The following is a 21,663-nucleotide window of genomic DNA, read 5'->3' as shown; positions in this document are numbered from 1 at the left end:
ATCCCCTCATTTCTTCTCCCTATGGATTTGTCATGATTTGTATGTAGTCATAGCACTCTTTTGGTGTTTGAAAAGGAATATGATGGTCAGAAGAGCTTAGTTCGTATAGTCCGAATTCGTTTAGGATGATACTGTAATCAGAAAGTTTTATGGACTGATTCACTTTAAGCTGATTAATCATTATGTCCACTGGATCTTGACTTAAACCGGTGTAATCAAAAATACTAGTCTGTTGCATGAGCACTCTCCTCTCAAATTTTATGATATTTTCTTTATTTAACTTTTATTATAACACCTTAATTATATAGTCATCTTCAAATAAACTAATTATAGTAATAAAGGAATGTTTCTTCATGGAAATTGTATACTCTTGCAAAAGAAAAAAGAGCCACCTATTATCGGGGACCCTTTATTGACGAGTTCCTATCTTTTAGATTTGCGCTTCATGGGGCTCTAATATAGTGAATCTACTTGTAGCTTCATCCCCAGCGTACTTCTTGTAATCATAAACACATAAAATCTTTCTATAATCTGTACTTTTTCTATCTTGATAATCTCTTAAGTATTCTTCTACATCTTCCAAAGGGATTCGGTCTTGCATAATTCCAAATAAAATAGCGGATGTTTTTCTAGATCTCGGTATCTCCTCGTCACTTTGAATGCTAGTTATAGTAGTATGTTGTTGAGCGAAGTCATTTTGTTGATTGAAAAGATTTGCTAGTTTTCCGTCTTGATTAACCTTTAATTCTGTCTCACTATTTAGTTCGGTTTGAATCATACTGAAAGCATATATCGGAAAGTATTGATTTTTTTGTATTTTGAATTTGTCGATTAATTTTAACAACTGGTGATTTGATTCATCGACTATTTTAAAGTAATTTTCCATTAACTCAGATGTAGTTTGGAACTCATACTTGATTGTTTTTAGAGAGCCAAGTGCTAGTACTTTTTCATTGTTTTCTAAAGCATCGACGTCTTCAGTAATACTTACCTTAATGTTTCCCCCTTCATAAATATCCTTCACTACATTTTGGACTTTTCTTATATCCATTGCTGATACAGGCAAACTTAGATTTGATAAATTTTTGTAAATTTCATGGAAATTATCCGTTTTAATTTTATTAATCCGTATTGTAGAAAAACCACTCATATCTATATCATGGTCAGTAACTTCTGTATTAGTAGATTCCGGTTCATATTCTACAAGCAAGAAGTTTTTTCTTATCTTTTCTGCTTGAGTGGTGTTAGGATCCACATACGTAAAAATAGTTTTTAGTAATTGTTTAATGTTATCGTCGCCAATATTGTACCCCATAAAAATGATTGGATTATGTATAAACAATGACAACAATTGTGCCCTTATTAACTCATATCTTTCATGGAAGTTTGCATAGTCTTTATCTGTAATTATTATTTTGCTGGGATCGTGTACGCATCCATGTATTTTGTACACTGATCCATATGGATTACTTAACAAAATATTGTTTCCAATAAGTTGATTAAATTCAAAAATTTCTTCTATAAAACTATCGTAATTTGTTGTTACGACTGAACCTATATTTTTTCGTACTTTTTTTAATTCCGCTACTTCTTGTTTCATTTCTTCCTTGACCACGTATTCAGATAGCAAATCTGATATATACAATTTGAATCTGCTTATATTATTGTCCACTTTCATATTTTCATAAAATTTATCATTTATATGTTTAAACTTTCCATTCCTCTCCCTTTCCAGGGTATTATTGAATTCAATTTCTAAGTCTTTTGCAATCCTGGTGTAATCATATGTACCATCGTTTCCATGTTTTGCTTTAAGGTCAAAATAATATTCCTCTGTATCTTTCAGTTGTTGGGATATGTAAGAAAGTAAACCGTCCCATGTGAAAGAGTTCTCAAGGTATCTAAGGCTCATCCCAGTCCCTATGAATAATACTGGATGATTGGAAAAGTTTTTTATGAAATCACGAATATGCATACTCATCCCTCTTTCTGTATTCTATATTTGATATAAGTTAATCCTAACATATATCAAATATTTAAATTCTTTTGGAAACTAAAGCATTTAAAACCATAATTATTTTGTATTTGGCATTTAATCCATGTATGAAATGGCAGTATATTTTTTGTATTTAAAAATGATGTATATTGAAGGTCTTATTGTTGATAGTTTGTTAAAGTATAGCCCCCGTTTTTATAAGACTCGATTTCGAGGTATTTCTTAAGGAGTCATTTATTTTAACACCCGTTACTTCAGCTCATGAATGAATAAAACTACAGTTAGTTTAAAAACATAAGCCATGAAGCGAAAAATACTACAATTGAATTAGCTTTATGTAACCACTATATTTAGGTGTTCCATTGTTATTCTCTAAAAATGCTATATAGTTCACAAGTAAAAGTAATCCAACGATTGAGAACGCAAATCCCACATTGTCATCTTGTATTAAAGAACCCTTAAAGCCGCCAATGCAATTTTATTACGCTTCATGCGTCCTATCCGTAATACTTGAAAATTCCTATTCTAAAAAATTTCCAACAAACTAAATATAACTATTTTAATTATTATTAATTGATCCCTGACACATTTCTTTGATTTCATCTTTGGGTGTAGTGTAAGTAACTAAATTTCTACCTACAATTCTTTTCAGCTCCCAGTTAGAATCAGCAATATAAAGCTTTGAGTCGGTTTCATTAAAAATGTAACCTTTATATTTTTCACCATTGTATTCTATCGTTTCCTTATATACTACTGGTGGATTAGTTACACAGTCTTGAAAAGGATAAGTCAGCTCCCTTATGTACTGACCTGCTAAAAATAAGAATTGAGGTATTATTGTCAAAAAGATTAAAATAACAACTAATAAAATTGCAATATCTTTTTTAGTTCTTCCAAATTCAAATATAATTTCAACACTTTTTTTTGCTTCAGTTATAAAACTCTTCCAATTTTTAAGTTTAAGTCCAGGGGCTGTCGGAATATATTTATGTATAAAAGGTGCTTTTGCACACATAGTTGATATGACGAAGGTTAAAATAAATAAACATATTAATTCACCAAAATCTACTTGATCTAACAAAACACCAACCACGAAGATTACAATTAAAAATAGTAAAGGAAACACGACCATTCCTCTGTAAAAAGAGCTATTCCTAAGTTTAAAACCTAGAAATATGTAGGCTAAGGCTGAGAAAAAAAGAACAATTAATAAAATTAATTCATTTAATGTAGTATTAAAGAAAACGGAAAGGAATACTGAGGATATAATGCCAAACAAAAAGCCGGGTACACCTAAAAGTGGCCACTTAGCCAGTGTAACCATAACTATTAATAGAACAACTAAAAACAATGGGACAATCCATACTAGAAATGAAGATATTACATTTAAGATAAGGTGTTCGCCTAAACCATTAATAAATAACAAGGTAAAAAGAAACTGGAACACACAAAACATTATTAATGTAGCTGCAATGAATGATGTTTTTTTTTCACTACCTAAGAATTGTTCTATCAGTATCATCAATAGTAATAAGCTTATTACTATAAAAACACCCATAATAATAACTGTATATATATTAAAGGGAGCAGGGTTCGCGAAAAGTTCGATGACTCTTATAGCTGGTCCTTTGCTACTTCCCCCAATAAAATAACCATAAAGAAAGGAATAACCTACACAGTATAAAAAAGAAGATATTAAGGTAAGAAAGAAAGTTGCTGGAATAAACTTCTTTATTAATGAGAAGATATATGTGTTCTTTTTAACTTGTGCTACTTCGTTCTCCTTCAAATAAATCACTCGCTTCAGTACTTATTATTATATAATGTTCATTATCCAATATAAATTTGTTAAGTTTCCACACGTTGAATCAGATACCCCATAAATATTTCCATTTAATTTTTTAGAAAAAAATGGAGGATAAGGTGGCTATAAGAGGTTTTTATCGTTTATTCTTACAATTTCATATTGAAATTTATAGAAGAAATGAGAAAAGAAAAAAGAGGATGGAAGTTTTGGAAATGGTGACAACTCAAAATACCTCAGAAGGTGAGCTCCTTGAATCAAGAAATAAGAGAAACGTTGATCAAAGCTGTCGTTTTACCTCTTGTTCTGAAGGTATTTCAACGTGATAAAAAGCTGTTTCAGGATTTTAAAACGAGAAATGTTTACTTAGATAATTTGGATGTTGTGACTGATTCCGTACAAAAGGATTTGAACCAGGTTAAACAAGAAATGTATTCCGTTCCTCATATAGACCTCAAACCCTTAAATCAATAAGGGGAAGAATGGAAATATCAATGGAAAACAAGACAACAGACGGGAATCATGAAATTTACACCCAACCAATTTGTACTTATCGAGTAATTTGTGAAAGTTTTGTGTTGCATCGAAATAAACTTTCACGGACTCTACTCCATTTCAATGCAACTGAGAGCCCGTGAGTTTTTATTATTCACTAATCAAAAGGTTGTAATTGTTTCTTTAAAATGTGCCTTCCTTTAGGACTTAATATAATCCCACTTGGCAGTTGAACATTGACCTCATTGACTTCTCCTGTAATGACACATTTTTATCAGGACGATAAATTTTTTCATCCTCAACAAAAACCTCAAGAAGAACTTTCTTAAGTCTGGGAGTTAATCTTTATTAATTTCTTCTATTTCATTAAGAATTTTTCGTTGTATTTCGAGAATCTGCTTTTCCGTGTTAAGACTTTCTTTTTTTAATTCTATATATTCTCTATAATTTTTTTGATACTCTTCCCTTTCACTTTTAAAACGGGAAGTTTGCTTCTTAAGCATTCGTACAATGAAAAATATTAATAGAATAGGAACCGTAATTAAGATTAGTAAATAAATCAGTATTTCCATTTATTGATCTTCCTTTTCCGTAAAATTCATTTTAATATCTATATCTTCTCCAAGTGGTTCTCCTTTTTTATTAGTAGGAGATTTCAAATGTAAATCAATTGTATGAATATCTTTTACATCTGAGTCTTCAAAGAAATAAAACAGAATGCGGGTTGTGCCGTCCTTACTAAGATATTGGGGGTCAACTTTTGTGCCCATAAAGTCGCTGGGGGAACCTATTTTCTCTCCAGTGTTTGTTGTTAAAGTAAGATGTTTAGAATTAAAGTTAATATTTTGATCATCTGTAGACATAACCATAGCTAATTGCAGGTATTGTACATCTTTTTTCCCGAAATGATCAGTGTAGTATTCATCTTCAAAGGTTCCACTGACAAGCTGAGCTTCCTCTACAGTTAAAGATATTGGGCCAGTTTTATAAGAACCTATATTTTTTGCAACTTTTGCCACATCAAACTCCCCATACTTATATTCATCCACTGAAGATTTACTGGTATCAGTATCATTCTTTGGTTTATCTTCCTCAGTTTTATTATTTGTTTCATCATTTCCTTTTACTGAGCTATCGCCATTGCATGCTGATAATAATAGAAAAGGAACTAATAAAGATAATAACAAAATTTTTTTCATTAAAATTACCTCCCATAGTCTCTGCAGGGTAAACCTTATCAGAAAACTATGGGAGCAACAAGGGTTAAGGAAGTGGTAAAGGCATCCCTGGAAGACCCATATACCTTATAATTTCACGTACAGTCGCTACAAGGAAACCAGCACTTAATAGTAATGCTGCAATAATTAACAACATCAAAGCTAATCCAGCACCTCTTCTAATACTTTCCTCTGTATTCCAATCAATATTATTAAGAACAACCTTTTCTAATACATAAACTCCATCACCTATTTTCCGTAGTACTTCAATTGTCAGCCAATCCATCTCAACGAACGGCGGCTCTAGGACAAGTTTAGGATCAAAGCTGCTCATGCGAATTTCTACAATGTTAGACAGTTCATCATCGACCAAATTGTCAAATTCCACCTTGGCTTGGCGTACATCACTGGCCCCAGGGATCAATCCTTCATCTAATACAACCTTCAACGCTTGATTAATATTTCCATCAAGGACATCCCCTCTTATGGCTTTATCTGCTTTTAAATCCCAATGACCTGCGGTAGGGTCTCCTAAAATAATAGTACCTGATAATGTCCCTTTAATTGGACCAAAGTTAACATTATATGCTTTTTCATAACTAACCGTACCCACAGATTCCGAGCTGTAAATTTCATCAATTACGGCAAAAGGAGAACTTACTCTATGCAAAGTAGGATCATTCGGATCAATTTCTTCATAAATTGAATCCATTACTTGTTGTCGAAAATCCCCAAAAATAGGTAATAGATTAGTAGGACAATTTTTACCACTCCAATAATTATGAGGAACAACATTTTGCAAAGAAATATTATATTCATCCATAAGTTTATGAACTAAAGCAGCTGCATTCTTTCTAGTCCGACTAAAATCACCTGTATAGTTAACACATAATTCGATACCTATACTTGATCGATTTCCTGTTCCGTCTACCCCATCACCTGCATGCCAACCTATTTCATTTAATGGTAAATGCTGATAAACGACAGGTTGATCATCTACCGTAAAATGCCAAGACTCTTCAGTCGTAGGATTCCTTACGTAGTTAGCGTGCATCGCGGCCGTAGCTGAAGCTGCCGTATTAGCTGTCTCATGAATCGTAATATATGTTGGATTCATGTAAAATCCAGGACGGTTATCATTAAACGGTGGAATAAAAAGTTGGGAAATGGATTGGCTTTCGAAATCTCCCCCTGAAAATTCACCACCTCCAGAACCTCCATTAAGATCCAAGGAATTCAATGTTTCTGGACCAGCCATACCATCAACAGTTAAGCCATTTGCGCTTTGGTAACTTCGAACGGCACTTTCGGTAGCCGGACCATAACTTCCATCAATACTATCATTGTAGTATCCTTTGTCAGCTAACGTTTCTTGTAAAAGACGAACAGCGTCCCCTACGTCTCCCGGAAGTAAAGCACTACCATAGGATCCAGATCCACGAGATCCTCCAGATCCTTCTCCAGAAATCCCAAGGGAAGATAACGTTTCAGGACCAGCCATGCCATCAACGGTCAATCCATTTATAGTCTGGTAACGACGCACAGCATCTTCTGTATTAGGCCCATAAACCCCATCTACACCATAATCAGCAGCATGAATCTCCGGATAGAAGTTATTATCAACGAGAGCCTGCTGTAAAAGGCGAACTCCTTCACCCGTATCTCCTGGTTGTAAAGCCACCACATCTGTGCTATTAAAGGTGCCATTATAAATTCCTAGGTAGGATAAAGTTTCTGGGCCAGCTTTGCCATCAAGAGTTAAATTGTGCGCACTCTGATAACTGCGTACTGCACTCTCGGTTGCAGGGCCGTAACTACCATCAATACTATCGTTATAGTACCCTTTATTAGATAGAGTTTGTTGCAATACTTCCACCTCTGCACCTACATCACCTGGTTGCAGGGCTCCAATCGTTGGTGATCCTGTAGAGACCCCTTCATAAATACCTAATGATGTTAAGGTTCCTGGGCCAGCCATACCATCAATAGTCAAATTGTTTGCACTCTGATAGCTGCGAACTGCACTCTCGGTTGCAGGGCCGTAACTACCATCAATACTATCGCTATAATATCCTTTGTTAGATAGAGTTCGTTGAAGAATACGTACCTCTTCTCCTAAATCTCCTGGCTGTAACGCACCAATTGTTTGAGAATCATTAGAAATTCCTGCGTAAATCCCTAACGAGGATAAAGTCTCGGGGCCGGCCATACCATCAACCGTTAAATTATTCATAATTTGATAACGACGTACTGCATCCTCAGTGGTCGGACCATAACTTCCATCCACACCACTAGGTCCTAGAGAATAGTTTTTATCCAAAAGCGCTTGCTGTAAAATTCGAACCGATGCACCTGTATTCCCAGGTTGCAAAGCAGTAATTTTATCAGTCCCTGCTGTACCTGCATATAGCCCCATTGATGATAAGGTTTCAGGACCAGCCTTGCCATCAACTGTCAATCCATTCACAATTTGATAACGACGTACTGCATCTTCAGTACCCGGACCATAATTTCCATCTACCCCATTATCAGCTGCATCAATGTCCGGATAAAAATTATTTTCGACTAACGCTTGTTGTAGTTCAAGAACATCTTGCCCATTATCTCCTCGACTCAATGCTGTTCCTACTGCAATACTCAATATTATTCATCCTTTCAAACTTTTATCACGAAAGGGTGTTAGCCGCCTTCTTCATACACCCAACAAAGAGATTGGCTATTTCGTATAGTAGGTAAAGAGTGGAACTGAAGAAAAAAACAACCTAAAATAAAATTTTCAAGAAAGTTTTTCACTTTTATTCATAAACTCCCAAAACCCTGGAACTTGGTTAGTATCAAACGATTGTATGATTTTTATAGTTTTAATAATTAATTCCTGTTCAAGATTTTCTCTATCTTGGGAAAGGGTTTGTTTAAGAGATTTTTTTATCTTTGGTTCTACTTTTCGAATGATTTTTAGTGTGCTTTGTTCGTCTCCTTGCTGAGACCATTCGATTAATTCTTTCCATTCTTTCATTTGTCTTTACTCATTCCTTTCTTTAATCGCTCAATTGCTAATTTATGAATTTTTGAAGCACCTTGCTGCGTAATTCCTAACTTATCAGCCGTTTCCGTAATAGTAAGGTTGTCTCCATATACGCCTTCTAACAATTGTTTTTGACGTTGGGTTAATGAGGAGAATGCTGTTTTCAACCTTATATCCCCTATCCTATCTATTAAAAATGACCTAGAACTTTCAATGATTTGGTTTTCTACAGACTCTTCCTCAGATACCAGACTTTCTTCATAACCAGAATCCTCTTCACTAGCTGCTCCATCGACTACCAAAGGAAATCTTATATTTTCTTTTCGTTTCTTCTTATCAAAATTTACTGCTTCCCAATACAAGGTTTTAGACAAATAATTAAGTATCTTAACGCCTGTATAATATTCACGAAAAGCTTCATCTAAGGCTTGTTTATTCTGTTTGGAAGGGGATCGGAGGTGTTGAACTAAAAGAGTAAGATTTTCTCTTTTTTCTAGAAAAGATATAACAAGAGGATTTTCAAGCAACTCTTGATGACCTTTTATAAATTGGAGTAATAGGCGCTGATCTTCGATGGAAAAATAGTTGTTATACTCCTTAAACATAAAGTACCTCCTTATATTCTCACTACTAGTGGTTAAAAGGTCATAAAGGTCAAAAAAAACACAACCAAAACACGAACATTCGTTCTTATTTTAATTTGTTTTTTACGATTTAACAAGAAAAGTTGTGATATTTTTCTTAAAAATATCCTTTTAAAAGGAAGAAGGGTGGTGAAAAAACATCACAGAACTTAGGTCATTCCTCACCTACAAAACCTAAGGTGTTGAAATAAAAGCTAGGAGGTTATCATATGTCAGAAATACCAGAGTGGGCGATGCTTACAGGTAATGTTGGTTTTCCCATTGTAGTAGCCATTTACTTGTTAACTAGGTTTGAAAAACGAATCGATAGCTTAACAAAAGCTATTCTACAACTAAAATCTAGTATGAAATCATAATCTTTTTTTAAAATTTCGAAGAAACATAATGAAAAAGATTCAATACGTTGCGTTATTTCATTAAAAACCCCCTCCAACCCTTAATAAAACAAGGTTTTGAGGGGGTTTTTAATTTATAAAGGTTCCGATTGAATCTGTTTAAAGTCATTGATTAAACAGCGTTCGCCTTCTTTTTGGAGGAAGAATTCAATCGTGACATAGCTGTCATTTTCCTTTTTGTTCTTCGTGTCTGTAACCTCTTGTTCAAACGTCACAAAAGCGCTGGCTTCTTCATCTTTTTGATCAACATAGGAATGAATTTGATCTACGGCATACTCATACATCACCGTGTATTCATCCTCATCCGGAAAGATTTCGTTAAGCATGGCTTGCGTTAAGATCGTTTCCGCTTGCCCTTTTCTTTCTTGATAATTCCCTTCTTGTACTTCAAAAACGGATTCTACACACCTCAACGGAATCTTGAATCTTCTGAGTGGAAGAACTTTCGATTACTTCGTTTTGTTCTTGGTTGTTTTCTTCTAAGTAGTGAATCTGATTATCTTTTTTCTCAATCCGTTGTTCAAGTTTGTCGATCTGTTGAGCTTGGTTATCGATGGTACGAAAGCCAAACCAAGTCAGGATGGCAACAGCTAATCCGATGACTAAGACAATCGTTTTTAATACCATATCTCTCTTCATTTAATATTATCCTAATCCAAGAAATTGAGCAGGGTTCATATGTCCATCCCATAAGGATGTTTTTGTTTCAAAATGGAGATGGGGGTCCCGTACTAGACCCTGTTGTACCACACACACCGACTTTTTGACCTTGTTTCACCGTATCACCAGCGTCAACGCTTAAAGAAGATAAGTGAGCATAACCTGTAATGAGTTGATCTCCATGCTGTATCATCACTAAATTCCCATAACCAGCTGCACCTTGAAACTGGGAATAAACCACTTTCCCTGATTGGGCGGCGAAAATAGGAGTGACATTCCCAACGCAGTCAAAATCCATGCCTTTGTGCATGTCAACTTCCCCGCTGATAGGGTGTGTTCTCATCCCATAATTACTGGTGGTGTTTAATCCACCTTGAACAGGGACCGCAAATTCCCCATCAACAGCTACCGCATAATCGTAATAGCGTAAAACGTTATCAACATAAAACACGTCGCCATAGCACGCCCATTTGGGAAGCATCTCAGGGTGAATACAAGAATAGTTCCCTGTATGGCTCAACTCTTCATATTTCATTGCTGAAAAATCAATCGCTAACTCCTGGCTGTAGCTTCCTTCACGTTCAATCACATAATCGATGAAGCCACCGCCAAAATTGTAACTCTGCAAGGCTAGCTTATTGTCTCCATCGGCACGTTCAATCACACCAGAAAAGTATTTCACACCTTGCTTGATTGATAATTCAGGGTCATCAAAACAACCAACGGAACCACAAAGGCTCTCTGAATCCTGCATAGGGTCGTTTCCACGCCCACCGGATTCTTGTTTTGGAAAGGATGTTGGAGTAAGCTCTCTTCCTGTCCATAGATTACACTTTTTATATTTCACATTGGCTGTTCACATAAATTCAAACTTACTTTAAACGCACTTTTTTACAATTAAATTTCAAATATGACAATCTATAGGACTTCAACCTTAAACCATGAAATATGATGATCCAGTGATCCATCTCATACGAAAGCTTGGTGAAAATAATTAAAGGAGGAGATTTATCATGTTAAAAACTCTAGCAGCTACAGGAATGGCTATATCTATTGGAATGGCAGGTGTAGGGAGTGTTTCTGCAGCCGAAGACGCAAGTGCCACAGTCGATCTCCACACGAAAGTAGAAACAGCGATTGATGAAGGGGAAACCGTGACAAAAGCTAACCTTCAAGCCTGGGCAGAAACGAATGATTGGGAAATGGATGATCTACAAGCATTTGCCAAAGCCAATGGCATGACTGAAGTAGAACTGCAAGACTGGGCCGAAGAAAACGGTTGGAGTGTAGAGGATAGTGCGAAACTAGATCTTGATCTGGATGCTAACGTAAATCTGGATAATCTTCTCGAAGAAGATGAAGGCGAAGAGGATAACCACGAGGATGAAGATGAAGGAATACTTGATGGTATTCTTGGTGGAATCCTTTAAGTTATTGTTTACTCCTTTGTAGAATGTAAATTTAAAATTTCAGAAATTAAGAAGGTGTCATAGAGCATAACTTCCTTCCAGTGAAGAGTTCCTTTGACACCATTTAAAAAGCCCCTGATAGCATCTTTAATATGCCAGGGGCTTTCTTTACCTGTGAAAGCTGAAGATCCGGAAATGATCTACACTTTGGAAAGAAGGAAATTTAACACTATCCCTATAAGCTTACGAGTCAAAAATTAAACAAGGATAAAACCATCATCATGATAACACTCATTAAACCTTATATTGTGGCTATGACGATTACAAACATAAGATTTCATCTTATATATTTCGGATTTGTCCCCGTTTATGTAATACTCGAATTAGAGTTATCTCTTACTGTTCTTGCCCCCGTTTTTATAAGACTTGATTTCGAGATATATCTTGGCACCAGTTAGTTAAGCAAACTCCCAAATAGTAAAGCAAAGCCCAGATAAGCTGATAAAATTAGTGTTACAACTACTGTGGATACACTTCTTGCCATACCTTTACAGCTCCTAACACCTGAGAAACCAAGCATACCAAATAGAAATGTAAATAACGTAACAAATAAAACTATGGTTAAAGGATGAATACCAAATATGGAATTCGTAAACCAACCTGAAAATGAAACAGTTAGAAACAAGACCACACAAATAATCGAAAAGATAAATGACCAAAAGTTGATTTTCTCTTGCATCCTACTCCTCCATATATAATTTCTTTAATCGACTAAACTGCCTCTTTAGTGCAACAAGGGGGTAAGTCCTTATTGAAGATAAGCCCCCGTTTACGTAAGACTCGAATTCGAGACATCTCTTACTATTCTTTCACTTTAGAACCTGTTACTTTATGAGAATTCAACTTAACTGGATATTGACTGTGAATTTTTAACCTTCTCCATTGAGAAACAATTTCATAAATAGAAATGAGTAACACAAGCCAAAAAACTCCATTACTAAATGATATTCCAGAAGTTGATTCCCCGCCTAAAACAGTAAACAATCCCATTAAAAATAGAATATAGGATGCAATAAACACTTGCCATCTTAAAACAGCCTTTTCGTAAACTCTCTTATTCCTATTAAACAACATACTGATTAAAAATAAGCCAAGGACAAGAAAAATAACTACCGTTTTTGGAACTTCAATTACGTGTGTAATACCGGGAAAGTAATCATAAGCAAATAACACTGTAAAACAAAAAACTATAAGTATAGCTATATACTTCAAGCCAAGTCCCCTCCGTCAATACGTCCACGCACATCTAATTTTAACTTTATTTATTTCTTACGAAAGACTTTGAGAAAAGGTTTCAATACAAGAATGTTTATTAAGTTATCCTGATCCGTCATACATTATGACAGCCCTTTGCTAATGTAAAAGGGCAAATATTCTTTTTAGCATTCGCCCCCTTATCCGTAAGAAAGCAGCTTATTACTCGTCACATCAACTCTAGTCTCTTCTTTTCCTTGCCGAATAAGTGATAAAAACTTATTTCAAATATCATAAAGCCTACAATTAGTCCTGCAATATATGGGGAGGGAGAATCAATCGTGAAGAAAATGATTAAACATAAAGCAAAAGTAACCAAACCAGCAAGGATTGAATATTTAACATATTTGTTACTCACCTTAAAAACCCCCTAATACAAATTACGAACAGCTCAATTTAAAGCTTCAAAAATCATCCAATTTCACCTATTATCTCGAAACTGAGTCTTACGCAAACCTGCCCGTTTCTATAAGACTCAGTTTCGAGATAATTGTCCTAATATTGAATATACATACACGTTCATGCATTAATTAACGCGTTTATTTATACAATTTTTCTAATAAACATGTTGCCAAAACCTACAATGAATAAATGCCATATACAATTATTTTTAAAAAAAGACACAATCACATTAAATTGGATTGTGTCTTTGGTTTTAGCTTACTGTAGCATAAAAGTTATTGCTTAAGTAATATTCATCTAATATATCGGAAACCAAAAAGCTCACAAGTCCCTCGGTATCCTCTTCTATCATTAGATTTTCCCCCGTATGGATAGGTAAGCAAACATAATGGTTATCCTCTTCATCAAACCATATGCTTATATTTGTAATGAAATCAGAATGACTAAACCTAACTTTCATAAGACCAATAGTTTCATCTTCCAATTCATTAAACCATTCTATATTAAATATCTGCATCCTGATATATTCATCTAGCTCTATTTTAATGGGCTTTAATTGTTGCACCTTAGTCTCTTCCTCTCATAATTAGTTATGTGTGTTTTGATGATTAAACCAATTGAACCTTTCGCAGTTCATCAAAGAACTTATCAAAATGGCTGTTGATTTTTTCTCTTTCTTCTCCTTCAGGGAAGGCACGTTCATCCTCTGTTCCACTAACTAAATAATCATTAGATAAGTTTTTCTCTTTCGAGTTGTCCGAGATATAAGCTTCAAATGCTCGAGCGGCTAATTCAATATGGCTACTCCAGTATTTACCTACCTTCCCTTTGTCTAAAGAAATGGATTGCTGGAAATACTCAGAACTATCTGATGGAACAGGAATAAAGTTCACTCTTTCACCTGTTTTATCTTCATGTAGCCAAGCAAGAGCCTGTGCTGTTTTACGAATATCTCGCTTGTATTTATTTTCTAAACGTAACGCGTCTTTTTCGGAAATGCAATGGCCATAGATACTTTTGTGGTTTTCCATAGTCTTTTTCATTTCTTCTGCCTTCGTCCTCATACATTCATATAAGTCTGCGTTTGTTTTCTTATATAAATTCGATAAAGATATCCCTATTCTCCACTTAGATGTATCTGTATTTTTATTGGGAAGCAATTCGATACTTTTTCCGTTTAGAATAACCTCCATAAGCTCTTTGGAACGTTTAACAACTTGAGGTGACAGATTAGACCCAATTCCTTCGTGATTGCTCAACATCTGTAAATGACCGCTTCTGTGAGAATGAGACACATTGTACAAATAATGGTCCAAACCATGAAACCATTCATGAGCAACAATGCCTAACAATCCCCTCTTCTTAGTCAAGTTGATAATTCTATTCTTTAAATCATAATGGCCATTTGCTTTTCCTCTTCCTCTGGATCCAAAGCCAATGCCTAAATCCCCGTTAAAAGTAATGGAATAGTTATGGTCCATCTTTAAAATATCTCTTAAATCTAAGAATGCTTCTGTACATTTAGTGATATGCTCCAAAGCCTCTTGATCATTTACCCAATGTCCAAACTCAACTCCTCTAAACCCTAGAAGCCCGACAATATCATTCGGTGTTTCAATATTGACCACTTCTCCGCCTATACGTCCTGGACGCTCAGGCAACCTCCTAGACCAAACAGGTTGGCGGGTAGTTGTAGAGTTCTTCTCAGACTTTGGTGGCTCAAGTAAATCATCCCACGAACTTACATTTACCTGAATGTTTTTCAATGTAGTATTGCAACTTTTCACCTTAAGGAAGAAGTTCGTAAATTTATCACCTAATACTTCAAGAGGGATTCTTCGAGCATCTTCAATATGAGAAATCATGTCTTGGTAGGAATAATAGCTTTTTAAAGCCCTCTCATATCGTTCAGATTCGGACTCGTACTTATCTAATTCCAACCTAGTTTCTTCTAATCTTTGTTTCGCAAATGAAGGGTCCTTCCTCTCGTAAAGAAGTTTTTGTCGTATCTCCTTATACATGGATTGAAATTCATTCCAGGTACATACTTTACGGAATGAATCCATTATATAATTAGCCGCTTCAGCATAAGTTTCGCGTTCTGAAGGACAATCTTTAGGGTGCTTATCTATTCTTTTAATGATGAGGTCTTTTACCTTTGCAATCATCACTTCTGTTCCATTATCTTTCTCTTTCTCCAAAGAAAAGCCGGAAAACATTGCTTTTCGTGTAACCAACTCAGCTGCAGCTAAAGGATTAGCTTCTTCAACCAATTGGAGATTAGAAATACTCATGTTCTCTTCGAATTGTTGTCTCAACGCTGCTTCTTCTTTACGTGATCCTTCTATTTTTTCACCCACATCAAAAGCCACAAGATTACTTTCTTGTCCTTTCGTGCGAATATCCTTGACTCCATTGAACTTATTGGTGAACATATCAATTTGTTTTTCCATCATTTATTACTCCCTTTCTTTGATTAAAAGAAAAAGGACACAAAAATTTTGTGTCCCTTTCTTCTCTCATAATGTCTGATTTTGATAAACCAACTGAGTTTCCGACTTTATTTGTCAGTACCCAACTTTGTTATCGCTGATGTATGTTCATAATTAGACTAACTTCCCCACTAAACCGGAGGGAGAGATAATTTTTACGGATACATCTCTTTGAGTTCGAACCTTTTGGAGAATACTCGTCAACATATTATAGAAACCCTTTATGTGCTGCTCGTTCAATAAAGGCTTCCATTAAGTCTTCCCCGTAGTATTCGAATGGGTTAACACTGAACCGTAGACACTCGCTGAGGAACGGATTGGAAATCTCTTGGATATTCGATTCGAAAGTAACCAAGTCCGATAACTCCCCGTGCTCGTGCAATTCCTGTTCGTTGTATTCTACTATCATGCGTAGCTTGTCCGTATTCGTTCTTTCCGTCATACTATCGCCCCGTTTCGTTTGTTTTTCCAACTTTGTTGTCGCTGATGTATATTCATAATTAGACTAACTTCCTCACTAAACCGGAAGGGGTGATAATTTTTACGGATACATCTCTTTGAGTTCGAACCTTTGAAATGGTGGTCTTCCCTCCATTCTCATGTTCGTTTTGTTCTTCCTCTCGTACTTTTGTGACTAATTCTAACCCTTGTACTAAATGATAGTGGTCACCTTCTCCAATGGCTCCGTTAACCGCTCCGCTAGCTAAAAGAATCGCCATCTGCCCTTGGTTGATAGGTAAGCAAGGATTTCCTCCAATTTCTAATCGCTTGGGTTTCGAACGCTCCTTAAAAGCGGCGAATCCTTTAGAATTAACAATCCCATCGTAAAAGTTATTTTTGTTCTCCAATTTAGTGTAGAAAGGTTCTAATTGAGTAGTTCCTTGAGGAACCTTCCAAGACATACGCCCAATCATTAAGTTGATAGGTGTAACATTTTGTTTGATAAACTCTTCATCATTCATTTGCAAAAGGAAATCATATAGTTTCCGGTTGAATTCCTTCCGCTTTCCTGATTTTTTATTAGCAATGAAGATGCATTGCTTAAACCCTTCATAATCCTCATCAGAAAAACGAAGCACACCAATATTATAAAAATGTGTGGCTAGGTATCTGGCGATCTTTTCATCCGCAAACCTGTAACTAGGAATGATGTAAATCATCAATCCATTTTCTTTAAGGTAGCGGCTGTTACGTGAGAGCTCTGCCCACTCTTTTCTCTCTGCATATTCATCATCCATACCCTTCATGGTGTAATCATAGGGAGGGTTCAAATAAAGAAGAGATGCAGATTTGTTTGAAATTACCATGCTTTCAATTGGAGCATTAACACAATAATCAAGATTATCTTTTGCTATTGCAGCTCTGGCCTTATCTAGTTCTACACCATTAGTACGGATAGTTAAATCCTCCGTTTGATGCTTCCTTGCAATTTGTGAAAGTACTTCTCCTTCCCCACAAGTTGGATCTAGAAAAGTACCATCTCCCTTAACATCTAATAATTGCGCTATATATTCGCCCTGTCTCTCAGGAGTTGCAAAGAACCCCGAGCGTAATTTGTTACCTATATGACTCATTTTAATTCCTCCTATAAATCAAATAAGAAAAAGACCAAATGAATGGTCTTTTTCCCTTGTATATATTTAATGTTAAATCTCTTTGCCTAAATCATTGTTATGCATCTCTTCCAAGAAATTCTCAAGAGATAATGCATATTCTTCTTTTCCAAACTCGTACAAAAGTACACATTTATGATCATCGGTTATAGCACCAATATCAGAAGGTCCCCATCCTGTTTGAATAGTTCGACCTCTGTACTTCTTTGCGAGTCCTTTTATTTTTTCGTCTCTCGGATTTAACGGCTTTGTTTCAACTAATCGGTTGAAAAGAGCGATTGGATAGTTAAACATTCCTCCATCCGCTTCGATTCCAACAAACTTTTTCCTGTTCACCTTACAAAATTCAATAACGTCACCATTTGTGAGCTTTATTCGATCTCCTGGGTTCAAGGTCTTAAGCTTCCGTTTTTTCTCGTAGAATTCACTCTGTATATCTTGCTTCTTCTTCGCATTCTCCAATAACGCTTCATCAGATAACGTTTCGCCTACATTGGCAAACATCTGAACAGGGATATCGTATAATGTGCGGTCTATACGACCCAGCCATTTTGTTCGTTTCATTCTTTCGAAACTCACTACACGCCCGTCTTTAAGCGTAACCTTTTCACCCTTGTTCAATGATTTTAATGCGATGATTTTTTCTTCATTTGTCATTATAAACACCTCTCAAATTTTAATTGGTACTTCTATCCGCAATTAAGCTTCTATTAGCTCAACGCGATACTCTTTATGATTCAAATTTATTTCCGCACCACTTTTCACTCGGAAAGCCACCCTTTAGCTAAATGGTTCTGACTTCCACGTTTCCTCTTCTGTTTTGTTTTCTATAATGACCATGTTATATTTCATTGGTCATAACCTCCCCTAATGGAATAAAAAAAGAGAGTCGAAGTTACGACTCTCTAAAACTGATGAATAAACATCTATTTTTCCCTATATAATCCCTTTACACAGTGGTCGATGGTCAGAATGGCAAATCGTCATCGGAAATATCGATTGGATCGCCATGGTCTGAAATAGGGTTTTGACCTCTTTGGTTATTATTTCGTCCAAAGTCATTATTACTTCCAGAACGGTTAGTGTTATTCCCGCTGTTACTTTGTGAACTCCCTTTAGACTCTAAGAATTGAACGCTGTCAGCGACAACTTCTGTTACAAAAACGCGTTTACCTTCTTGATTATCAAAGCTACGTGTTTGCAATCGTCCATCTACACCAACAAGACTTCCTTTACTCATAAAGTTGGCCAAGTTTTCAGCAGCTCTTCTCCATACGACACAGTTGATGAAATCCGCATCCCGGTCTCCATCGTTATTTGAGAATGGTCGATTCACTGCAATAGTGAAATTAGCGACCGCAACCCCATTTGGTGTGTATCGTAATTCTGGATCTTTCGTAAGTCTTCCTGCTAATACTACTCTGTTCAACATTTGTAATTCCCCCTAATGATTAATCTTCTAAATCAAAGAATGCGTTTAAAAATTTTTTCATTTTTCCTTTTATTGACGTTTTTGAGCTTACTTCATTAAAAGTCTGTTGACTAAAATGAAATACCTTTTCTCCTTTGAAACGCCAAGCAACTTTTTCTCCAGTAGCTTCTTCGATAGATTTAACGAAGAGCAAGATTTCTTTAATAGCAACTTTCTTTTGAGAAGAACGGCAAGGATAAATACGACGTTCTCCATCTTTTCTTATAATCTCCGCTTTGTAAGGGGACCGTTCTAGCGCCACCTCTTTTGCCTGTACTTCTTTTCTACAATCTTCCACCCGATCTTCGATACCGAAAAATTCAGCTATTGTCATAGCCATAAAACATCCACCCTTTCTGAAGAATAATTTATATCAAACGCAAAAAAGCGCCCTTCAGAAAGACTCATAAACACATAAGTGTTTATAGAATCATCCCAAAGGACGCTGCGTTTAATAATACACCCGCTAACCTAAAAAGGTTGCAAAAAAAGTAAAAAGTAATCTTAACAGTTAAATCATACCACTTAATTTTGCTACCGACAAGGTAAAGCACGTATTTCAGTTAGCTATGCTCTTAATCTAGCTTGAGAAGCTTTGGTCCTTTCTCTCTGGTATTGTTCAATCATTCTTCTTTCTGTATCTAAACTCATCACCATAAAGTCTAATCGCACATCTACGATTGTCCTAAACTGGTCAACATCTTTTTGAGATAATGTACCTTTGTAAATGAACTCCTGTAATTTATTGGTGTTCACTTTCCCGTATTTAATGAGCAATTCTGCACCTATCTCATCATGTATGCCTTCAAGATCATAAGTACAGCCGGAAGAAATTCTAGAAACCGAACCATACTTGTGTTTGATTTTATTATCCTTTTCTAATACAGGACACTTAGCCATCATCATCATGTGATTTTTATAAGTCTCTTTTATTTCTTTCGTTTTTGTGGAAGCCCTTCGAAATTCATCAATCATTTCTTCAAGTTCCCACTTACTTACGTCGAAGAGGGAAGGTTTGTTAAGCTCTTTCCCTAACTTATTAAAGTTTGGGCGCACATAGAAATCCTCTCCCGTTTTAAATTCATTAAAAATCTCTTTATTGAAAAGGTCTTTCTTCAATAAGCGGTCGTCAATCTTCATCAAAGGAATAAGGAGTCCTATGTCGTAAAGGTATTCCTTTAATCCTTGATAATCAACATCCGTGATTTTCTTTGGAACAAACTTCGCTACGATACCTTGCGAACCAAATTCATGTCTTTTCTCTTCTGAATTCTTTAATTGTTTATGGATTCCTTTCTTAATGAGATCCTCTTTATTCTCCATATTGCTCTTTTCTGGATATAAACCTGACTCCATTAACTCCTCCATAATTTTCGCAGCATTCTTTTTCATTTGTATTTCCCCCTAAATATGCTCCCCGCCTAGTAAGGGGAGCAATTAAATAGATTACTCTCTACTAGGAAGGGGATATTTAGTTATTGTTTGTTCTTGTTCGCGTTATTCTCATTCATCACGTATCGTATGAATGTTCTCTTTGCTAAGTCTGGATTTAATTGGTCGATAATCATAAACCTCTCATATTCATCTTTTGCACATTGGAGCTTACGATAAATTTGACTAGCTTTCTTATCTAACAACATACAGATTCCTCCTTTGTGGCAGGAACATAGCTAGAATTAACTTGGTGTACAGATATTAGTTCCATATGTTTAAAAAAACTTTTTAAATGCTTAACACTATGTGATTCATCAATAGCATTAACGACAAATTCCCTGTTCCTACAATCCACTCTTACCCTTACTACATAACGATTTCTAGTAGGTAAAGATAATTTATTTATTCGTTCATTCTGAGGAAGAATGGAACGAATTTCCCCGGTCCAAATATTATTTGATGACCCCGAATATGGATCATAAACCGAAATGGCACCAGGAAGCCCTAAGAGCACTTGTAAAGGGTTTACTTTCCCTTGTGCTAGTAGTTCTCCATTTTTGTACACACAAGTGTCCTCGACAGTATATACGCTATTCTTAGTGAAGAAGTCGAAACTCATATTGCTTCCTCCTCTGAAAAAGAGAACAAATCGTATTTCTGCGGTTTCACTTCATCTCTTACTCTTTCAAGTTCATGCAAACAATCAATTAATTTAAGATTCTTCCCCTTGATAGGTCGAATTTGAAGATTAACACCATCATCAACAGGGATAATGCCTACCCTTCCTTTACTAAAGATACCTTTAGCATTGATTGTTTTAAATTTACGAGTTTCCAAAAGAAGTTCTAGCCAGCTTTGATGATTCATTTTCGAATCATAGATGAAGTACTCTATCCCTTTAATTTTTATATCACTCCACCCAAGAGCCATATCAAACAAGTAAATTGGGCCATGAATGCTCCCTTGAGGCCCCTTGAAGTAGACGCGATATCCATAGGCATCTCCTCTAGGTGGATTCTTAAACGGGACTATTTTGAACACGCTTTGTTCTTGCTGCCATACAAAACCTTCTGTGGTATAACTAAATCGCAAACCTTTTAATCTTTCCCATAGATCTTCTGGACTAACAGAGGAAAAGCAAGTTACTTTGAACATGCAAAAACCCCCTGTCATAATTTTTTCTCACGCCACCCGTAACGAACATTGTATTAATGCTCATCATGCAAAACAAATTCATTTCATAAACACCCTTCCGATTGTTTTATTCCTCTTCCATTAACTTACTGAAAAAA

At 35.7% G+C, this 21,663-nt stretch carries 27 protein-coding genes and 2 pseudogenes; 3 read left to right on the top strand and 26 right to left on the bottom strand.

Going from position 1 to position 21,663, the window contains the following annotated elements:
* Positions 1-19 precede the first annotated feature (19 nt).
* The 3 genes from HLI_RS21300 to HLI_RS21290 all read right to left on the bottom strand — a co-directional run bounded on the left by HLI_RS21300 (position 20) and on the right by HLI_RS21290 (position 3,785).
* Complete coding sequence (locus HLI_RS21300) at positions 20-238, bottom strand: hypothetical protein (protein WP_128527083.1); 219 nt, start codon at positions 236-238, stop codon at positions 20-22.
* Between the two features lie 192 nt (positions 239-430).
* Positions 431-1,975, bottom strand: coding sequence for an SIR2 family protein (locus HLI_RS21295; RefSeq protein WP_128527082.1), 1,545 nt, complete (start codon positions 1,973-1,975; stop codon positions 431-433).
* Between the two features lie 580 nt (positions 1,976-2,555).
* On the bottom strand, positions 2,556-3,785 hold the full coding sequence (locus tag HLI_RS21290) for a hypothetical protein (protein WP_128527081.1): 1,230 nt from the start codon (positions 3,783-3,785) through the stop codon (positions 2,556-2,558).
* A gap of 267 nt (positions 3,786-4,052) precedes the next feature.
* Between HLI_RS21290 and HLI_RS21285 the strand changes: the two genes are divergently transcribed.
* On the top strand, positions 4,053-4,274 hold the full coding sequence (locus HLI_RS21285; protein ID WP_128527080.1) for a YhjD family protein: 222 nt from the start codon (positions 4,053-4,055) through the stop codon (positions 4,272-4,274).
* Positions 4,275-4,452: 178 nt separating this feature from the next.
* Here HLI_RS21285 and HLI_RS22315 read toward each other — a convergent pair whose 3' ends face one another.
* From HLI_RS22315 to HLI_RS21260, 7 genes and pseudogenes are all read right to left on the bottom strand, one after another.
* Complete coding sequence (locus tag HLI_RS22315; protein ID WP_164908658.1) at positions 4,453-4,557, bottom strand: hypothetical protein; 105 nt, start codon at positions 4,555-4,557, stop codon at positions 4,453-4,455.
* 76 nt (positions 4,558-4,633) lie between these two features.
* Complete coding sequence (locus HLI_RS21280; protein ID WP_128527079.1) at positions 4,634-4,867, bottom strand: hypothetical protein; 234 nt, start codon at positions 4,865-4,867, stop codon at positions 4,634-4,636.
* The gene (locus HLI_RS21275; RefSeq protein ID WP_128527078.1) at positions 4,868-5,494 is read right to left on the bottom strand and encodes a hypothetical protein; all 627 of its coding nucleotides are present in this window, start codon (positions 5,492-5,494) and stop codon (positions 4,868-4,870) included.
* 759 nt (positions 5,495-6,253) lie between these two features.
* Positions 6,254-6,629 (bottom strand): annotated as a pseudogene (locus HLI_RS22075) (peptidoglycan recognition protein family protein); the annotation flags it as partial.
* Positions 6,630-6,752: 123 nt separating this feature from the next.
* Positions 6,753-8,129 (bottom strand): annotated as a pseudogene (locus HLI_RS22070) (peptidoglycan-binding domain-containing protein); the annotation flags it as partial.
* A gap of 159 nt (positions 8,130-8,288) precedes the next feature.
* Positions 8,289-8,528, bottom strand: a complete 240-nt coding sequence (locus HLI_RS21265; RefSeq protein WP_128527076.1) for a helix-turn-helix domain-containing protein — start codon at positions 8,526-8,528, stop codon at positions 8,289-8,291.
* On the bottom strand, positions 8,525-9,142 hold the full coding sequence (locus tag HLI_RS21260; protein WP_128527075.1) for a sigma-70 family RNA polymerase sigma factor: 618 nt from the start codon (positions 9,140-9,142) through the stop codon (positions 8,525-8,527). The genes HLI_RS21265 and HLI_RS21260 overlap by 4 nt, the downstream gene beginning before the upstream one ends.
* Positions 9,143-9,390: 248 nt before the next feature.
* On the opposite strand from HLI_RS21260, the gene HLI_RS21255 reads away from it, so the two are divergent.
* Entirely contained in the window at positions 9,391-9,537 is a 147-nt protein-coding gene (locus HLI_RS21255; RefSeq protein ID WP_128527074.1) for a YvrJ family protein, read from the top strand.
* Between the two features lie 113 nt (positions 9,538-9,650).
* Here the strand turns inward: HLI_RS21255 and HLI_RS21250 are convergent, their stop codons facing one another.
* From HLI_RS21250 to HLI_RS21240, 3 genes are all read right to left on the bottom strand, one after another.
* Positions 9,651-9,989: a hypothetical protein gene (locus tag HLI_RS21250; RefSeq protein ID WP_128527073.1), complete on the bottom strand. Its 339-nt coding sequence runs from the start codon at positions 9,987-9,989 to the stop codon at positions 9,651-9,653.
* The gene (locus HLI_RS21245; RefSeq protein ID WP_128527072.1) at positions 9,964-10,215 is read right to left on the bottom strand and encodes a hypothetical protein; all 252 of its coding nucleotides are present in this window, start codon (positions 10,213-10,215) and stop codon (positions 9,964-9,966) included. The genes HLI_RS21250 and HLI_RS21245 overlap by 26 nt, the downstream gene beginning before the upstream one ends.
* Positions 10,216-10,282: 67 nt before the next feature.
* Positions 10,283-11,083, bottom strand: coding sequence for a lysozyme family protein (locus HLI_RS21240; RefSeq protein ID WP_128527071.1), 801 nt, complete (start codon positions 11,081-11,083; stop codon positions 10,283-10,285).
* Between the two features lie 166 nt (positions 11,084-11,249).
* On the opposite strand from HLI_RS21240, the gene HLI_RS21235 reads away from it, so the two are divergent.
* Entirely contained in the window at positions 11,250-11,666 is a 417-nt protein-coding gene (locus tag HLI_RS21235; RefSeq protein WP_128527070.1) for a hypothetical protein, read from the top strand.
* A gap of 433 nt (positions 11,667-12,099) precedes the next feature.
* Here HLI_RS21235 and HLI_RS21230 read toward each other — a convergent pair whose 3' ends face one another.
* The 13 genes from HLI_RS21230 to HLI_RS21175 all read right to left on the bottom strand — a co-directional run bounded on the left by HLI_RS21230 (position 12,100) and on the right by HLI_RS21175 (position 21,526).
* On the bottom strand, positions 12,100-12,384 hold the full coding sequence (locus tag HLI_RS21230; RefSeq protein WP_128527069.1) for a hypothetical protein: 285 nt from the start codon (positions 12,382-12,384) through the stop codon (positions 12,100-12,102).
* A 122-nt stretch (positions 12,385-12,506) separates the two neighbouring features.
* Positions 12,507-12,917 (bottom strand): hypothetical protein, encoded by a 411-nt coding sequence (locus HLI_RS21225; protein ID WP_206659674.1) that lies wholly within the window; start codon positions 12,915-12,917, stop codon positions 12,507-12,509.
* A 211-nt stretch (positions 12,918-13,128) separates the two neighbouring features.
* Positions 13,129-13,317 carry a hypothetical protein gene (locus tag HLI_RS21220; RefSeq protein ID WP_128527068.1) on the bottom strand — a complete coding sequence of 63 codons (189 nt, stop codon included), beginning with the start codon at positions 13,315-13,317 and terminating at the stop codon, positions 13,129-13,131.
* Positions 13,318-13,614: 297 nt separating this feature from the next.
* A complete protein-coding gene (locus tag HLI_RS21215) occupies positions 13,615-13,926 on the bottom strand; it encodes a hypothetical protein (protein WP_128527067.1) in 312 nt (103 codons plus the stop codon).
* A gap of 43 nt (positions 13,927-13,969) precedes the next feature.
* On the bottom strand, positions 13,970-15,814 hold the full coding sequence (locus HLI_RS21210; RefSeq protein ID WP_128527066.1) for an LPD1 domain-containing protein: 1,845 nt from the start codon (positions 15,812-15,814) through the stop codon (positions 13,970-13,972).
* A 247-nt stretch (positions 15,815-16,061) separates the two neighbouring features.
* On the bottom strand, positions 16,062-16,295 hold the full coding sequence (locus HLI_RS21205) for a hypothetical protein (RefSeq protein WP_128527065.1): 234 nt from the start codon (positions 16,293-16,295) through the stop codon (positions 16,062-16,064).
* 58 nt (positions 16,296-16,353) lie between these two features.
* Positions 16,354-17,427 (bottom strand): DUF6094 domain-containing protein, encoded by a 1,074-nt coding sequence (locus HLI_RS21200; RefSeq protein ID WP_241656024.1) that lies wholly within the window; start codon positions 17,425-17,427, stop codon positions 16,354-16,356.
* Between the two features lie 72 nt (positions 17,428-17,499).
* Positions 17,500-18,123, bottom strand: coding sequence for a hypothetical protein (locus tag HLI_RS21195; RefSeq protein WP_128527064.1), 624 nt, complete (start codon positions 18,121-18,123; stop codon positions 17,500-17,502).
* 310 nt (positions 18,124-18,433) lie between these two features.
* Positions 18,434-18,898: a single-stranded DNA-binding protein gene (gene ssb, locus HLI_RS21190; protein WP_128527063.1), complete on the bottom strand. Its 465-nt coding sequence runs from the start codon at positions 18,896-18,898 to the stop codon at positions 18,434-18,436.
* 19 nt (positions 18,899-18,917) lie between these two features.
* Positions 18,918-19,277, bottom strand: coding sequence for a DUF6018 family natural product bioysynthesis protein (locus HLI_RS21185; protein ID WP_128527062.1), 360 nt, complete (start codon positions 19,275-19,277; stop codon positions 18,918-18,920).
* 227 nt (positions 19,278-19,504) lie between these two features.
* Positions 19,505-20,329 (bottom strand): hypothetical protein, encoded by an 825-nt coding sequence (locus HLI_RS21180; RefSeq protein ID WP_128527061.1) that lies wholly within the window; start codon positions 20,327-20,329, stop codon positions 19,505-19,507.
* 83 nt (positions 20,330-20,412) lie between these two features.
* Positions 20,413-20,577, bottom strand: coding sequence for a hypothetical protein (locus HLI_RS21885; RefSeq protein ID WP_164908656.1), 165 nt, complete (start codon positions 20,575-20,577; stop codon positions 20,413-20,415).
* 409 nt (positions 20,578-20,986) lie between these two features.
* Positions 20,987-21,526 carry a hypothetical protein gene (locus tag HLI_RS21175; protein WP_128527060.1) on the bottom strand — a complete coding sequence of 180 codons (540 nt, stop codon included), beginning with the start codon at positions 21,524-21,526 and terminating at the stop codon, positions 20,987-20,989.
* Positions 21,527-21,663 lie beyond the last annotated feature (137 nt).

Origin of the sequence: Halobacillus litoralis (genome assembly GCF_004101865.1) — a bacterium.
Lineage (GTDB): Bacteria > Bacillota > Bacilli > Bacillales > Halobacillaceae > Halobacillus > Halobacillus litoralis_A.
The sequence above is the reverse complement of the archived record's forward strand: the minus strand, read 5'-3'. Positions and strand labels throughout refer to the sequence as shown.

Excerpts from the sequence above, each read along its gene's own strand:
- HLI_RS21300 (WP_128527083.1), bottom strand. The coding sequence starts at position 238 with ATGCAACAGACTAGTATTTTTGATTACACCGGTTTAAGTCAAGATCCA.
- HLI_RS21295 (WP_128527082.1), bottom strand. The coding sequence starts at position 1,975 with ATGCATATTCGTGATTTCATAAAAAACTTTTCCAATCATCCAGTATTA.
- HLI_RS21280 (WP_128527079.1), bottom strand. The coding sequence starts at position 4,867 with ATGGAAATACTGATTTATTTACTAATCTTAATTACGGTTCCTATTCTA.
- HLI_RS21275 (WP_128527078.1), bottom strand. The coding sequence starts at position 5,494 with ATGAAAAAAATTTTGTTATTATCTTTATTAGTTCCTTTTCTATTATTA.
- HLI_RS21265 (WP_128527076.1), bottom strand. The coding sequence starts at position 8,528 with ATGAAAGAATGGAAAGAATTAATCGAATGGTCTCAGCAAGGAGACGAA.
- HLI_RS21260 (WP_128527075.1), bottom strand. The coding sequence starts at position 9,142 with ATGTTTAAGGAGTATAACAACTATTTTTCCATCGAAGATCAGCGCCTA.
- HLI_RS21255 (WP_128527074.1), top strand. The coding sequence starts at position 9,391 with ATGTCAGAAATACCAGAGTGGGCGATGCTTACAGGTAATGTTGGTTTT.
- HLI_RS21245 (WP_128527072.1), bottom strand. The coding sequence starts at position 10,215 with ATGAAGAGAGATATGGTATTAAAAACGATTGTCTTAGTCATCGGATTA.
- HLI_RS21235 (WP_128527070.1), top strand. The coding sequence starts at position 11,250 with ATGTTAAAAACTCTAGCAGCTACAGGAATGGCTATATCTATTGGAATG.
- HLI_RS21230 (WP_128527069.1), bottom strand. The coding sequence starts at position 12,384 with ATGCAAGAGAAAATCAACTTTTGGTCATTTATCTTTTCGATTATTTGT.
- HLI_RS21210 (WP_128527066.1), bottom strand. The coding sequence starts at position 15,814 with ATGGAAAAACAAATTGATATGTTCACCAATAAGTTCAATGGAGTCAAG.
- HLI_RS21205 (WP_128527065.1), bottom strand. The coding sequence starts at position 16,295 with ATGACGGAAAGAACGAATACGGACAAGCTACGCATGATAGTAGAATAC.
- HLI_RS21200 (WP_241656024.1), bottom strand. The coding sequence starts at position 17,427 with ATGAGTCATATAGGTAACAAATTACGCTCGGGGTTCTTTGCAACTCCT.
- HLI_RS21195 (WP_128527064.1), bottom strand. The coding sequence starts at position 18,123 with ATGACAAATGAAGAAAAAATCATCGCATTAAAATCATTGAACAAGGGT.
- ssb (WP_128527063.1), bottom strand. The coding sequence starts at position 18,898 with ATGTTGAACAGAGTAGTATTAGCAGGAAGACTTACGAAAGATCCAGAA.
- HLI_RS21185 (WP_128527062.1), bottom strand. The coding sequence starts at position 19,277 with ATGGCTATGACAATAGCTGAATTTTTCGGTATCGAAGATCGGGTGGAA.
- HLI_RS21180 (WP_128527061.1), bottom strand. The coding sequence starts at position 20,329 with ATGAAAAAGAATGCTGCGAAAATTATGGAGGAGTTAATGGAGTCAGGT.
- HLI_RS21885 (WP_164908656.1), bottom strand. The coding sequence starts at position 20,577 with ATGTTGTTAGATAAGAAAGCTAGTCAAATTTATCGTAAGCTCCAATGT.
- HLI_RS21175 (WP_128527060.1), bottom strand. The coding sequence starts at position 21,526 with ATGTTCAAAGTAACTTGCTTTTCCTCTGTTAGTCCAGAAGATCTATGG.